This window comes from Bacteroidota bacterium, assembly GCA_016714535.1.
GTDB lineage: Bacteria > Bacteroidota > Bacteroidia > AKYH767-A > OLB10 > JADKFV01.
Map to the genome: position 1 here is coordinate 37,863 of JADKDR010000013.1, position 14,890 is coordinate 52,752.

At 40.3% G+C, this 14,890-nt stretch carries 10 protein-coding genes; 3 read left to right on the forward strand and 7 right to left on the reverse strand.

Annotated elements, in window-relative coordinates:
• Positions 1-58: 58 nt before the first annotated feature.
• Genes IPO27_15770 through IPO27_15780 form a run of 3 tightly spaced genes read right to left on the reverse strand, consistent with a single transcriptional unit; the run spans position 59 to position 2,789 of the window.
• The gene (locus tag IPO27_15770) at positions 59-1,771 is read right to left on the reverse strand and encodes a PD-(D/E)XK nuclease family protein (GenBank protein ID MBK8847900.1); all 1,713 of its coding nucleotides are present in this window, start codon (positions 1,769-1,771) and stop codon (positions 59-61) included.
• A complete protein-coding gene (locus tag IPO27_15775) occupies positions 1,744-2,271 on the reverse strand; it encodes a hypothetical protein (GenBank protein MBK8847901.1) in 528 nt (175 codons plus the stop codon). The genes IPO27_15770 and IPO27_15775 overlap by 28 nt, the downstream gene beginning before the upstream one ends.
• Positions 2,244-2,789 carry a hypothetical protein gene (locus IPO27_15780; GenBank protein MBK8847902.1) on the reverse strand — a complete coding sequence of 182 codons (546 nt, stop codon included), beginning with the start codon at positions 2,787-2,789 and terminating at the stop codon, positions 2,244-2,246. The genes IPO27_15775 and IPO27_15780 overlap by 28 nt, the downstream gene beginning before the upstream one ends.
• A 97-nt stretch (positions 2,790-2,886) precedes the next feature.
• Here IPO27_15780 and trxB point away from each other — a divergent pair, with 97 nt between their 5' ends.
• Positions 2,887-3,831 (forward strand): thioredoxin-disulfide reductase, encoded by a 945-nt coding sequence (trxB, locus tag IPO27_15785; protein MBK8847903.1) that lies wholly within the window; start codon positions 2,887-2,889, stop codon positions 3,829-3,831.
• Positions 3,832-4,431: 600 nt separating this feature from the next.
• Here trxB and IPO27_15790 read toward each other — a convergent pair.
• From IPO27_15790 to IPO27_15805, 4 genes are read right to left on the reverse strand one after another with little or no spacing between them, the layout of a single operon-like run.
• The gene (locus tag IPO27_15790) at positions 4,432-5,532 is read right to left on the reverse strand and encodes a sugar ABC transporter permease (GenBank protein MBK8847904.1); all 1,101 of its coding nucleotides are present in this window, start codon (positions 5,530-5,532) and stop codon (positions 4,432-4,434) included.
• Between the two features lie 8 nt (positions 5,533-5,540).
• The gene (locus IPO27_15795; GenBank protein MBK8847905.1) at positions 5,541-7,031 is read right to left on the reverse strand and encodes a sugar ABC transporter ATP-binding protein; all 1,491 of its coding nucleotides are present in this window, start codon (positions 7,029-7,031) and stop codon (positions 5,541-5,543) included.
• 10 nt (positions 7,032-7,041) lie between these two features.
• Positions 7,042-8,058: a substrate-binding domain-containing protein gene (locus tag IPO27_15800; protein ID MBK8847906.1), complete on the reverse strand. Its 1,017-nt coding sequence runs from the start codon at positions 8,056-8,058 to the stop codon at positions 7,042-7,044.
• A gap of 23 nt (positions 8,059-8,081) precedes the next feature.
• Positions 8,082-9,647, reverse strand: a complete 1,566-nt coding sequence (locus IPO27_15805; protein ID MBK8847907.1) for an alpha-amylase — start codon at positions 9,645-9,647, stop codon at positions 8,082-8,084.
• Between the two features lie 688 nt (positions 9,648-10,335).
• On the opposite strand from IPO27_15805, the gene IPO27_15810 reads away from it, so the two are divergent.
• Together IPO27_15810 and IPO27_15815 are read left to right on the forward strand one after the other, a co-directional pair.
• The gene (locus tag IPO27_15810; GenBank protein ID MBK8847908.1) at positions 10,336-13,722 is read left to right on the forward strand and encodes an isoleucine--tRNA ligase; all 3,387 of its coding nucleotides are present in this window, start codon (positions 10,336-10,338) and stop codon (positions 13,720-13,722) included.
• A 661-nt stretch (positions 13,723-14,383) separates the two neighbouring features.
• Positions 14,384-14,788 carry a TraR/DksA C4-type zinc finger protein gene (locus IPO27_15815; protein ID MBK8847909.1) on the forward strand — a complete coding sequence of 135 codons (405 nt, stop codon included), beginning with the start codon at positions 14,384-14,386 and terminating at the stop codon, positions 14,786-14,788.
• The last annotated feature ends 102 nt before the right edge of the window (positions 14,789-14,890 follow it).

A 14,890-nucleotide genomic window follows, 5' to 3' on the forward strand; every position in this document is an offset into this window, starting at 1 on the left:
TGAATTAGATTCACAAACTTAGCAAATATTCTAATTCAGCAAACTTTTATTTGACAGATCATCGCCTGCAAAGCAACTTAAAGTCACAATAGCTGCAGCTACCTAGGCTAGTGGTGGGTTTTAGGTCTACCGGTTCGTTTATTATTTCGTTTAGAAGTCGAGCCAGCCTGTCCTTAAATTCAATCATCATCGATTCGGTAATCATATTGCCATCGAATAAATAGTCAAGCCCTTCTTTCACTTTTTTAAGCGGAAATGCTGCAACTTTAACTGCAGGTTCTTTAAGCGCGGCAGCATACAGCAATAATTGAAAGGCGACTTTGTATTTACTGTCAGTAAAGATTTTTTCGAGAGTATCAGTTAGTTCCACCTTGCCGGTTTTATAATCTACAATCAGAAAATGATCTTCAGCTTTTTCTACCCGGTCAATAATTCCTTTAATTAGTACCGTGTCTTTTTCATTGATTTTAAATTCTTCTTCAAACTCTTTTTCCAAAGCTACCAGCGTTATTGGCAATCGTGCTTTATCTACAGCAATAATGGATTGAATGATATTTTGTAATACATCATAAGTAACGATATTATTATTTTGAATTGTTTTCGTTTCATATTCTTTAACATAGGCAGCATATAAGAGCGTGTCCAATTGCTCTTCTACCTGACTAAGTAAGTTGCTGTTAAGTATTACTTTGTCTTTATAGGCATTTTCCATTACCAGATGAATGATGTTGCCTATTTGCATAGGGCTTAATTCGGTCTCTTCTCTTTGAGGTTCTTTAATTTTTAAAATGTAGCGATAGTAAAATTTTAGCTTACATTCGATATACATATTAAGTGCCGTGGGCGAAAATTTAACCTGATGCGTGCAGTACATGTCGCGCAGTTTTTCAATCAAGTCGTTTGTTTTAGTAACCGCTAATTGAATTTGTTCCATATCAGGAACCGGTGCAGCCATAACTTTTTTGGAATAGGAAATAGAAGGACACTGTTGTAGAATGTCATATTCCAGTTGCCTGATGTAGCGTGAAGGTTCGCCTGCCCCTAGCGAGTTAACTTCGGTGTTAAAAGTTAAATCTACTTTTTTAGCACGTTGCAACAAACGGTAAAAATGGTATGCAGATATGCTTTCATTATTTTCTTCGAGAGGTAATTTAAATGCCTTGCGTAAGGTGTAAGGAATGTAGGTTTTCAAAGTGGAATCAGATGGCAACACACCTTCGTTTAAATTTAACAAGATGAGTTCATCAAAATCAAGGCAACGCGTTTCCAAAAAACCCATAAGCTGAATGGAGGCATTCTTATCGCTGTCAAAGGGAACTTTTACAGTTCGCAAAATATCTTTTATAACAATGGACGATTGCACGTGCGCCAGGCTTTTCATGGTTCGATTAATAAGCAATACCAACTGCTGTAGTAAGGCGCGATTTACAAAATCAATTTGCAGATTATGATTTAAAACATACTCTATCAGTTGCAGTATACTTGCGCTAATAGAAGTCGATTGGGCGGTATTCACAATCACATCCACCATGCCTTTATTGTAATTACTTGCCACGGATGACAGGTAAAGGTAATTGCCTCCGATTATAACATCCGAAGTATTATTGTTTTGAAGATGTGTGAAAGCAAGCAATGGAGTAGAAATAAAATCTTGGAAATAAATTTTTGAAAGAAGCAGGTTTTGAGATTTATCGAATTTAAATTTTTCGATCAACTGCATAAACGAAAGCACCAAGTGTTCGGCTAGCGAGTTGCGCAACGGCAAGCCCATGGTGATATTGAAATCTGTTTTTGGATATCGATACTGTGCAAGAGCGGTATCAACATGGTTTCGTCAGGGAGCACCACCGTCAGTGCCTTGTTATCAGTTGCCGCATTTTCTATTAAGCTGCCTGCATATTGAACCTGACTAAAGTTAGATGGAAAACCATTGCAAGATATGGTCTTGTGCTGTGTAGCAAAGTAGTCATTTCTAAAAAGTGACTTTGATGTAATCAGTTTGTTATGTTTTAAATATTCGCCAGCAGGATTATATTTGTGGTCGGTAATAAAATTATCTATATCCCAAATAACATCGGCAACTTGATTTTTTATTAAGGTCGAAATAATTGCTTCTTCACTTTTGCTAAGGGCATAAAATCCGCAAAACAAATGCATGGTATAAGGCGCATTAAGACCTTTTAATTTTATATCGGCAAGTAAATTTCGTTTCACAAATCCGCTATATGCCAGGTTGTTGGCAATCATCCATTCGCTGAATTCGGCATACACACTCCGGAGATGTTGCCAGTTGGCAACAAAGTTTTTCGCATGTCCGAATTCTGATAATCATCGCCAAGCAGCGATTGCCAAAATTGTTGGATCGATGTCTTTTCTTCAAAGGCCCATTCAAATTGACTTTCGATGCGCGAAATATCTTCGAGTGTGCTGAATAACTTATTGCCATCAGCCAGATGATTATCGATTTCTTCAAAATCACTAATCAGAATTTTACCCCAAGGGTAAAAGGTGTCAAAGTCTGTTTCGTAATATTTTTTATAAATGTGGAACAGTTCACAAACCAAAACCCAAGTATCGGCAATTATCAGTTGACTATGAGTTCTAAAAAACTCATCGATAGAAATTACAGATGGAAGCAGGGTAGGCTTGCCAATATTTTTTTTAAAATAGTCGGAAAATGCCTTGCACGCCCTACGTGAGGGGAATATCAGTTGCAGCTTATGATAGCCCTCTGAATAATTAGCAATAACATGCTCGTAAACTTCCGCAATAAAGGACTTAACCACCATCAGTAGATTTTAAACTTGCAACAAGAATAGCGAAATTTTACTTAACACATTTCGCATTACAGACGAATAGTTAAATTCGCCACCACAAAAAAAGAAAATCAAGTTGGAAAAAGTAAAGTGTTTAATAATAGGAAGTGGCCCTGCGGGCTACACTGCCGCCATCTATGCCGCCCGTGCCGATATGAAACCTGTGATGATTGCTGGCTTGCAACCCGGAGGCCAACTAACCATTACCACCGAAGTAGAAAACTATCCCGGCTACCCTGATGGAACGCAAGGACCTGAGATGATGGAAGATTTTCGCAAGCAAGCACAACGCTTCGGTACCGATATACGTTGGGGCTATGTTAGCAGTGTTGACTTTAGTGCAGGCATGCCGCCTTATAAAGTGGTGGTTGACGAAAAGCATGAAATAGAAGCCGAAAGTGTGATTATATGTACAGGTGCTTCGGCCAAATGGCTTGGCATTGAGAGCGAGCAACGCCTTAATGGCTTTGGTGTTTCGGCTTGTGCCGTGTGCGATGGATTTTTCTTTAAGGGGCAGGATGTAGCCATTGTTGGTGCAGGAGACACTGCTGCCGAAGAAGCAACTTACCTTGCTAAGTTATGCCGCAAAGTATATATGATTGTGCGTAAAAGTGAAATGAGGGCTAGCAAGGCAATGCAGCATCGCGTACAAAATACGGCAAACATTGAAGTGTTGTATAACCACCAAACCGAAGAGATACTTGGTGATAAAACCGTAACCGGAGCGCTGCTAATAAACACCCAAACCAAGGAGCAGCGCGTGCTTGAAGTAACCGGTTTTTTTGTAGCCATAGGTCATCAGCCTAATACAGATATTTTTAAAGAGCAATTAGACATGGACGAAACAGGATACTTACACACCGTGCCCGGTACTACAAAAACTAGTAAAGACGGAATTTTTGCCGCGGGAGATGTGCAGGATAAAACCTATCGTCAGGCGGTGACTGCCGCAGGAAGTGGCTGCATGGCTGCATTAGATGCCGAAAGGTATCTTGCTGCCAAGGGGATTCATTAATGTCATTTTTAAAATAAACAGTATCTAAATTTGTTTGTCAATTTTAGTTTTTGATTAGCCTTAATAATTGAATAGAAAAATTGGTGAGGAATAATGAGCGCATACTGATTAATGTCTTGGTAGGATTTTCAACAACATACTATTAGTAACAAGCCCTTTGTAATCGCCAGGAATTTAGGGCGCATCAAATATTATAAATCAAATTAATTCTTACACGGAATGCATATTTGAGGAAAATGGTGTCGCTCCTACGGAGCTAAACAAAAGAGGCACGTTTGCTTCTATTAAGATATCGCTTCTACGGAGCTCTGAGATTTTTATAAAGCTGATTAAGCCCAAGCGGGGCGACATTTTAATAGAAAGTGAAATGAAAAAATAATAAGCCTAAGCAAGGCGATGAGTTAATGCAAAAGCTAAAGGAAAAAACAATAAGCCAAAGCAGGGCGCAAGGTTTATACAAATGAAACCGATAAAAAAAATCAAGGCACAATTAGGAGCAATTAGAGTAAGGGACAGGTTCATTATTTGAGGATGATATTAATTTGAAAAATAGATAAAAGAAAAATCGAAATTTCTAAACCACAAACCGGCCTGATAAAATCATCTTCGTGCTTTTGCTGCCATTGGAGCCATATCAAGTGCTACAGCACCTACCAGAATTAAACCTTTTATTATATCCTGCAAAAAATCCTGCACATTAAGCAGACTCATGCCATTGTCGAGCGATGCCATCATAAGCGCACCACATAGCGCACCAGCAATCGTTCCTCGGCCACCCATTAGGCTGCAACCGCCAATCACACAAGCGGCAATTGCATCAAGTTCGAGGTTGCGTGCAGCACCCGGTGTGGCGCTGCCAAGTTGCGCTGTATAAACAATGGATGCTAAACCAATCATGCCACCAAGCAATAAGTAAATATAGAGCACATGCTCACGAATATTTATTCCTGAATAAAAGGCAGCTTCGCGGTTGCCACCTATAGCATACACATGTCTGCCAAATGGGAATTTTGTTGATACTAAATGAACTAGCAATGCCACCACTGCAAGGAGCAATACCTGTGCCGGTATACCTTTGTAACTAAAGAGCATGGCAGCAAATGCAAGTGTTGTCAGCAAGCCAAGCACAGCAGGAATTACATTCTTTTTTGCTTTCATAGCCTGGTAAATTCCAAATAAAGAAAGCGAAGAGAATAATACAAGAACTATCCATGCTACATAAGAAGGCAAAAAACCAATGCCGAATTGTTGTATCGAATCAGCTATCGGTCCTATCGTTTCACCTTTGGTGACACCTTTTATTAAGCCACGATAAATAAGCAATCCACCTAGTGTAACAATAAATGCAGGAATGCGCGTATATGCTACCAGGCAGCCATTAATAGCACCAATGGCAAGGCCGCCAAGCATGGCTGCTACCACAGCGGCAATTGGTGAAAGCTGAAATAAACAATTGCTTATGGCTGCAAATCCACCACAAAGGGCTACCGCAGATCCGACCGATAAATCAATTTCGCCAGCAACAATTACCAACACCATTCCACATGCGAGCAACCCCACTACCGAAGTTTGCCGCATCAGATTTGTGAAATTTCGTGGCGATAGAAAAAGCCCATCCGTAACAAGATTAAAGCCAATGGCAATAATGATAAGTGCAATAATTACAAATGCCAATCGTGATTGAAATAATTGTTTTATCATACCTCTTTTTATTGCACGGCTGCAACCATTATTTTTTCAGAATTAAAATCTTTACGATGAAACATTGCTGTTATACTACCCTTGCACATAACATAGATACGGTCGCAAATGCCCATTAGTTCAGGTAAATCAGACGATACTACCAAGGTTGCTGTTTTTTGTTTTGCCATTTTATATAAGATGGAATAGATCTCTGCTTTTGCACCCACATCTACTCCGCGTGTTGGTTCATCGGCAAGTAAAAGTTGTGGCGTATGATAGAGCCATTTGCTAATGGCCACCTTTTGCTGATTGCCACCACTGAGCGATGCAATTGACTGCTGTACATTGTTGGCTTTTATGTTATAGGCTGTTATGCATTGATTGGTATAGCTTATTTCTTTTTCTGGCGAAATGGTGTTTGCACGTAAAAAATATTTAAGAAACGACAAGGTGTTATTAAACAAAATGCTTTGGTCGGTTACTAGCCCGTATTTTTTTCGGTCTTCAGTTATAAGTACTACACCCTTGTCAATAGCATTCTGCGGCTTACGGACGTGGTATTCTGTATTGGAAAAAAAGATTTGCCCTTCTGTTTTAAATGTGCGTGCGCCAAACAACAGTTGCAATAACTCAGTACGGCCACTACCTATAAGGCCAGCTATACCAACTACTTCGCCTTGCTTTACATTCAGGCTTATATTTTTGTGTACAGATTTTTCGGCCAGTTGTGTTGATAAATTTTTTATTTCCAAAAGAACTTCTCCGGTTTCAATTTCAGGTTTGTGATAAAGCTTGGTGAGCACGCGCCCAACCATCAACGAAATTATTTCATCGGTAGTAATATCTGTTGTTTTTTTTGTGGCTATGGTTTTTCCATCACGCAAAACGGTAATGTTATCGGCAATGGCAAATACTTCTTCCAGCTTATGTGAAATAAGAATTAGCGTTATGCCTTGTTGCTTTAAATTGATAAGCAGTTGTAACAACTTTTTTGATTCTGTTTCGGTAAGTGCTGCAGTAGGTTCATCAAGTATCAGCAGTTTTGATTTTTTCGAAAGTGCTTTGGCAATTTCTACCAATTGCTGATGCCCAATTCCTAATTCGGTAATTTTGGTATCGGCACTAAGTTCAAGCCCAAGCATGTGGAGCAGCCTGGCAGTTTCGTTGTGCATGGTAGCATAATCAATCATGCCACTTTTAAGTGGCATGTGTCCCAGAAAAATATTTTCGGCAATGCTCATTTCGGGTACCAGGGCAAGTTCTTGTGCAATAATGGATATGCCTGCATGTTCGCTTTGGCGGATGTTTTCGAATTGCATTTCAACCTGATCGAGAAGGATGGTGCCTTCAAACATATGATGCGCATATACCCCGCTCAAGATTTTCATTAAGGTTGATTTGCCTGCACCATTTTCTCCGCAAATGGCGTGTATAGTTGCATCGTTTACGGTAAGGGTTACATCCTGCAAAGCATATACCTGACCGAATTGCTTTGATATATTTTGCATTTGCAACATCCTGACCTTATTATTGGATTTTTAATTTTCCTTTATCAATAAATTCGTCAGCAACAACCGTACTCATGTAGTTTGCTTTATCAACGGCAATGGGCGCCAGTAGAATGCTTGGCACCTCCTTAAAATTATTGTTCAGTTTAGCATTAACACCCTGCAGGGGTTGTTTATTAATGAGCATGGCTGTGGCCTGTGCAGCTTGCGTTGCAAGAAGTTTAATGGGTTTGTAAACGGTCATCGTTTGTGTGCCATCTATTATGCGTTGTATTGCACTCACTTCAGCATCCTGACCACTCACCGGCACCTTGCCTTGCAATTGCTGTTCGCTCAATGCCTGTATGCAACCACTTGCAAGACCATCGTTGGCAGCAACTATAGCTGCTACATTATTGTTGCATAATGTTAGTGCATTTTGTGTTTGCTTGAGTGCCTCGGCAGGCAGCCAGTCTTTACAATATTGATCCATTATAATTTTTATTTTCCCTGCATCAATTGCCTGCTTCAATACATTCAAGTGGCCCTGATGATAGAGTAGTGCATTGTTATCCGTAGAGGAGCCTTCGGCAAGAATGTAGTTTCCTTCGGGTGCAATATTGAGGATATACTGCGCTTGCATTTCGCCCACTTTTTGATTGTCGAACGAAATGTAAAGATCAAGGTCGGCATCGTTAATTAATCGGTCGTAAGCAATTACGGGTATCCCTGCTTCTTTAGCCTGCTTTATGGCAGTGGCGCATGTCTTACTGTTATGTGGAACAATAACAATGGCATCTACTTGTTTGGTTACAAAATTTTCGATGTGTTTGTTCTGGAGATTTTCGTCACCATTACATGCTTGTATCTCTACATCCAGGCCCAGACGCTCTGCCTCTTTCTTAAACATGGCAGCATCCTTGGCCCACCGCTCTTCGGTGTACGTATCCATGCTCAGACCAATTACTTTTTTCTTTTGTGCTCCATTGTTACAGCCAGCAAATAATGCTGCTGTAAATAACAAGAGATAAAAAATGTTTGTTTTAAAAAACTTCATATATAGTTACCGTTACTTTAAATTTATTTTACTAAAACCATCATACTGCTACCTGCTGGTATCGACATTATCTTGCCTGCAAAAGATGCACCTTCGCCACTGGCAAATATAACCTCGTGATTGCCTTTGGCAATCATCATCGGGTCTATTTCAAAAACTTTATCATTCAGATTATGCACTACTATCATTTGCTCATTTTTAAATTTCATGACATAGATCATGTGCTTCAAATCTGAAAGCGGGCTTGCTTCCGCTTCTCCAAGGCGAAGCGAGTTAAAGTGATTGCGCACATCTATCAGTCGCTTATAGTGATTATACAGCGACTGCTGATCATCTTGTTGTTCTTTTAAGGGAGTAACTTTTCCATAAACTGTGTATATTGATTTCAACCATTGACATTGTCCATCATCTTTATCTTTTGCATCCCATAAAAATGGTTCACGAATATTTTCGTCCGGCTTTTTTCCAAGCATGCCTATCTCTTCACCATAATAAATAAATGGTGTGCCGGGTAGTGTCAGCAATATTGAAGCTGCCAGTTTCATCTTGGTCATATTGCCTTGCAGGTCACTGCCGATGCGATTTTGATCGTGGTTAGTAAGAAAGGTTGCATCAATAAAACCGGGAGCCTGTTTAGCATAAAATGTTCTGGCATTATTTACCACGGCAACAATTCCCGAATCGTTCATTTCCTGCATGGTGGGAATTATTTTAAAACCCAAATCGAAATTAAAAACGGAGGTAAGTGCATTCTGCAAATACGGAGCGGTAGCAGTTGCATTGTCAGTTATCTCTCCAAGAAAAAATGCATCGGGCTTTACAGCGCGCATGGCAGAAGTAAATTCCTGCCACCAGGTATAGTTTTCATTTTCTCTGCCGGGAGGAAAAATCCATTTAGCTGCATCCAGTCTAAAACCATCTACACCCATATCGCGCAACCAGTATTTTCCTATTTCGATAATATCTTTGCGAACCGATGGATGATCAAAATTTAAATCGGGCATGCCACCCCAAAAAAATCCATAATACTTTTCTCCTTTTACGGGCTTATTGTTGCGATATACATAATGCCAGCCATCATCTTTTTTTGAAAGTTCATTTTCTTTTTTCCAAACAAAATAATTGCGCATGGCATTAGACTCGCTTTTGCAAGCCTCTTTAAACCAAGGGTGATCGCTCGAGCAATGGTTAACCACCAAATCCATGATGATTTTAATTTGGCGGGCATGAGCTTCGGCAATAAGGGTGCGCATATCATCGAGGGTGCCATACTCCGAATCGATACCATAATAATCCGTTACATCGTATTTGTGGTAAGTAGGTGAGGGGTTGAAAGGTGTGATCCATATGGCTCCAATTCCCAGCTCCTTAAGATAATCGAGTCGCGAGGTGATTCCATTGATATCGCCAATGCCATCACCATTGCTATCGCAAAATGAGCGGACAAAAATTTCGTAGCACACGCAATTCGGAAAACCTATGTTATAATTTTTTCCAAGTTGAATGGTAACCTCGCTGCTATTCTTATATTGGGCATGAGTAAACAAGCAATGAAGCAATATGGAAATGCTAATCAGGAGTTTTTTCATAGGTGGACGAAAGTAGAAAAATTAAATATAAGTTCTTATACAAGCTAATTATACAAGTTGGATTAAAAAGAGGGTAAAAAAGGTAGGGGCGCTTATGCCCTGGACTTGTGCTGAATTCAAGCCTCAAGTCAACTACGCACCGGTGGCACTAAAGGGCGCCATCCAACATCTACGTTTAGCTTTTTCTTGACACAACATTTTGTATTTTTTTTTAAAAGCTACAATTACTTTGGTGGCTTAGTGAGGCAGCGCCCTGTAGCGCCACGGGTGCGCGGCCGCTATATTCTGCATGTGTTTATTGTTTTCAAAAAACTCAAATCTACAAGGATAATTTAATTAGACATTTCAAAACATCATTACTAAGCTAATGCACCCCAACTGGGGCTACATATACTGAGCTGGGTTTTTCGTATCATTTTATTTTTGGTTTCAGATGGAAAATTGTTTTTTCAATTTCATTCAAAACATTCGTTAATTAATGGGTCACTTGGTGCCTCTTAATTCGTAATTCGTAATTCTCAATTCCTAATTCCCAATACCTATTTCGTAATTTCAATACATTTATTTGGAAGGCTAAAGCTTCTGCTGTTTTAAGTGCTTATTAAGTATGAATTGCTGCGTATGTTTTTAGCTGCTTTTTGTATCATGTCAACTTTCTTACCTTTGGCCACCTTTTTCCAAAAAAAAAATTATGAATAAATATAAGGAATATAAGCAGCTTGATTTGGTCGCATTGGCTGCTGATGTATTGGCTAAGTGGGAAGTTGAAGACACCTTTGAGCAAAGCATTAAGGCTCGTGCTGGTGCCGAAGCTTTTACATTTTATGAAGGCCCGCCTTCGGCCAACGGTATGCCGGGCATACATCACGTTATGGGTAGGGCTATTAAAGACATTTTTTGCCGATACAAAACGCAGAAAGGATTTATTGTTAATCGCAAAGGTGGATGGGATACCCATGGCTTACCAATAGAACTTGCCGTAGAAAAGTCGATGGGCATTACCAAAGAGGATATTGGAAAAAAAATAAGTGTAGATGATTATAACCATGCTTGCCGCAAGGAGGTAATGAAATACAAAAATGTTTGGGATGACCTTACTCGTAAAATGGGTTATTGGGTTGACCTGGATAATCCCTACATCACATTCGAGAATTATTATATTGAGAGTTGTTGGTATTTGCTAAGCCTGTTATACAAGAAGGGATTACTTTACAAAGGATACACCATACAGCCTTACAGTCCAGCTGCTGGAACAGGATTGAGCACACACGAGCTAAATCAGCCGGGGACCTACAAGAATGTAAAAGACACTACGGTAGTGGCACAGTTTCGTTTACTGCAAAATGCCGAGAGTCAATCATTAATATCGAATGCCAGAAACTTATCACAGAATGATACGGCCGAAATTTTTTTGTTAGCATGGACAACCACCCCGTGGACGCTGCCCAGCAACACCGCACTTGCTGTTGGCGATAAAATAAAGTATGATGTTATTTATACGTATAATACGTATACAAATTTACCCATCTTTGTTATATTGGCTTCGGCATTGGTTTCAAAATATTTTAATGAGCAAAATGAATTGTTAGATTTTGCTGCATATAAAGCAACAGATAAGCAAATACCATATCGCAAACTAACAAGCATTGCAGGTGCTCAACTTGCAGGTATGCGTTATGAACAACTTTTGCCTTATGCCCAACCTGAAACAGGCGATGCATTTAAGATTATACCCGGAGATTTTGTAACTACCGAAGATGGAACAGGAATAGTTCATATAGCCCCCAGTTTTGGTGCCGATGATTTTCGAGTTGCTAAGCAACACGGTATTGGCAGTCTTACTTTAGTTGATAAGCAAGGAAAGTTTATAGATACCGTTACAGACTTTGCCGGCAGGTATGTAAAAAATTACAAAGACCAACCCGAAAGCGAGTATGTGTCGGTAGATGTAGATATAGCTGTAAAGCTTAAAACAAGCAACCGCGCATTTAAGATTGAAAAATATGAACATACCTATCCGCATTGTTGGCGAACCGATAAGCCTGTGCTTTACTATCCCCTCGATAGTTGGTTTATAAAAGCTTCGGCTTGTAAAGAGCGCATGGCGGAATTAAATAAAACCATTAACTGGAAGCCGGAACATACTGGTACAGGCCGCTTTGGCGAATGGCTCAATAATTTGCAAGACTGGAATCTTTCGCGCTCACGCTATTGGGGTGTTCCACTTCCGATATGGCGCACTGATGATGCCAACGAAGAAATTTGCATTGGCACCTTAGGAGAACTTCATACTGAAATAAACAAATCGGTGGCGGCAGGTTTTATGAAATCGAATCCATTCCCTGAGCGTGTAACTGCCGATAATAAAGATGCGTTCGACTTGCATCGTCCATACATTGATGATATAGTTTTGGTAGCTCCATCGGGTAAGCCGATGAAACGCGAATTGGATTTGATAGATGTATGGTTTGATAGTGGAGCTATGCCTTATGCTCAGTTTCATTATCTGGGCGATGATTCCGCTTTGCCCTTTGCAAAAGGCAACGACTCAGCTCGCGCCTTTCCTGCCGATTTTATTGCCGAAGGTGTTGACCAAACAAGAGGTTGGTTTTATACCCTGCATGCCATTGGTACCATGATATTCGATTCGGTAGCTTTTAAAAATGTAGTTTCAAACGGACTGGTGCTCGACAAGAATGGAAATAAAATGAGCAAGCGCCTTGGCAATGCCGTTGATCCTTTTGAAACGCTTGCCAAATATGGGCCCGATGCTACCCGCTGGTACATGATTAGCAATGCCAACCCTTGGGAAAATCTGAAGTTTAATACCGATGGTATTGTTGAAATACAACGCAAGTTTTTTGGAACCTTACATAATACCTATTCGTTTTTTGCACTGTATGCCAATATCGATAATTTCACTTTTAAGGAAAAAGAAGTAGTCTTATCATCACGTCAGGAAATAGACCGTTGGATAATATCATTGCTCCATAGTTTGATAATAGAAGTAGATGCTGCTTACAACGATTATGAGCCAACACGCGCAACACGTATCATACAGGATTTTGTATGCGATCATCTGAGCAACTGGTATGTGCGCTTGTGTCGCAGACGATTCTGGAAGGGCGAGTACTCGGAAGATAAAATTGCAGCCTACCAAACGCTTTACACCAGCCTCGAAACCGTTGCTAGGTTAATTGCTCCTGTATCTCCGTTTTATGCCGAAGTGTTATTCCAAAATTTGAATTCGGTAACGGGTATAGATCAACATCAGTCGGTGCACATCGCTTATTTCCCGAAGGGAAATAAGACCAATATAGACAAGGACCTGGAGCTCAGGATGCAGATGGCGCAGGATATAAGTTCGCTTGTTTTGTCGCTACGCAAAAAAGTAAATATCAGAGTACGTCAACCGCTACAAAAAATTTTGCTCCCGGTGGGTGATCAAAAAGTGCAAGAGCAGGTAGAATTAATCAAGAATCTTGTGCTTAGCGAAGTAAATGTAAAGCAATTGGAATACCTTAGCGATACATCTGGTATATTAAAGAAAAAGGCCAAGGCAAATTTTAAGGTATTGGGAAAAAAAGCCGGTGGAGCCATGAAAGATTTGTCAGCAATGATACTGGAAATGGATGCAGAGCAAATAATGGTGTTTGAAAAGAATGGCAAACAAACATTTACTGTAAATAATCAGGTTTTTGAGTTAAGCACCGAAGATATCGAGGTGCTTTCAGAGGATATTCCGGGATGGCAGGTTGCAACAGACGGGCGCTTAACAGTGGCATTGGATATTTCAATTACCGAAGAATTGCAGAATGAAGGCATCGCCCGTGAACTAGTAAACCGCTTGCAGAATATACGCAAGGAGAGCGATTTTGATGTTACAGACAAAATTATAGTAGGTATAAATGCAAACGATATAGTTAAAAGGGCTATCGAAATGAATAAAGTATATATTTGCAGCGAAATTTTAGCAGCCTCATTAGAGTTTTTACCGGTTGAATCGCTTGAAAGCGCTGTCAGCATTGAGCTTGACGAGAATACAACAGCGGCCGTATCAGTAACTAAGGCATGATTAAGATTAATTTAATTAAGTTAAAAAATTAAAGAAAGGACTAAAGAAAATGGCTACAAAAGCAAAGAGTAAGAAAATAGGTAAGCCTGTAACAAAGAAGGCAACTAAACCAGCAGCTAAGCCTGCTGCAAAAAAGGCGGCTAAGCCGGTAGCAAAAAAAGTGAGCAAACCAGTAGCAAAAAAGGCTGCAAAGCCTATAGCTAAAAAGGTTGCTAAACCGGCACCTAAAAAGGCAGCTGCAAAACCAGCCCAAAAACCGATAGGAGCAAGGGCTGTTGTTAATATGCCAGTAAAGGCACAACCCCCAAAGCCAGGCGCAAAGAAAGATGTGAAGCAGGAGTCGAAACCTGCAGCAAAAAAGGAAGCCAAGCCTGCCCCTGCTAAACCAGCATCAAGTGCTGCCCCTGCCAAGCCAGCATCAAGTGCAGCTCCAGCTAAACCAGCAGCAAGTGCAGCTCCAGCTAAACCAGCAACAAGTGCAGCTCCAGCAAGACATGGAATGAAGCCGATGGGCAAACCCAGGTCGAGGCCTTCGCGTGCAAAAAACGCTGGAGAACCTGCGCCACCGAAAATTGCCCTACGCGACAAACCCGTCAACCCGGCATTGTTGAATCCTATAATTATTCCAATAAAGGAGGGTCCTAAACCTGCTCCAACTCCAGTGCAATATAATGCAGACGGCAGCGAAAAAAAACGCTACAGTGATGCCGAGTTGGCTGAGTTTAAGGAATTGATAACAAAGAAAGTTAGCGATGCCCGCGAGGAGTATACTTTGTTGCAAGAGCAAATAAATCATGCGAATGAGCATGGTACGGATGACACTGCAAGCACTTTTAAAATGCTTGAAGATGGAAGCGATACACTTGCCAAGGAAGAAGCAGTTCAATTAGCTGCCCGTCAGCGTAAATTTATTGAACAACTTGAAAATGCATTAATCCGTATTGAAAACAAATCGTATGGTGTGTGCCGCGTTACCGGAAAACTTATTCCTAAAGAGCGATTGCGCGCTGTACCTCATACTACCCAAAGTATGGAAGCCAAGCTGCAACAGTATAAAGATAATTAAGCCAAAAGGCACTTCTAAAGGTTGACGGCAAGGGTGAAATAATATCTCATCTTTGCCGTTTATTTTTTGGCAAATAATAAGTTTGGCAAAGCCTAAAATAAA

Coding starts and splice junctions, on each gene's coding strand:
- IPO27_15780 (MBK8847902.1), bottom strand. CDS start 2,789: ATGGTGGTTAAGTCCTTTATTGCGGAAGTTTACGAGCATGTTATTGCT.
- IPO27_15790 (MBK8847904.1), bottom strand. CDS start 5,532: ATGATAAAACAATTATTTCAATCACGATTGGCATTTGTAATTATTGCA.
- IPO27_15800 (MBK8847906.1), bottom strand. CDS start 8,058: ATGAAGTTTTTTAAAACAAACATTTTTTATCTCTTGTTATTTACAGCA.
- IPO27_15805 (MBK8847907.1), bottom strand. CDS start 9,647: ATGAAAAAACTCCTGATTAGCATTTCCATATTGCTTCATTGCTTGTTT.
- IPO27_15795 (MBK8847905.1), bottom strand. CDS start 7,031: ATGTTGCAAATGCAAAATATATCAAAGCAATTCGGTCAGGTATATGCT.
- IPO27_15770 (MBK8847900.1), bottom strand. CDS start 1,771: ATGGGCTTGCCGTTGCGCAACTCGCTAGCCGAACACTTGGTGCTTTCG.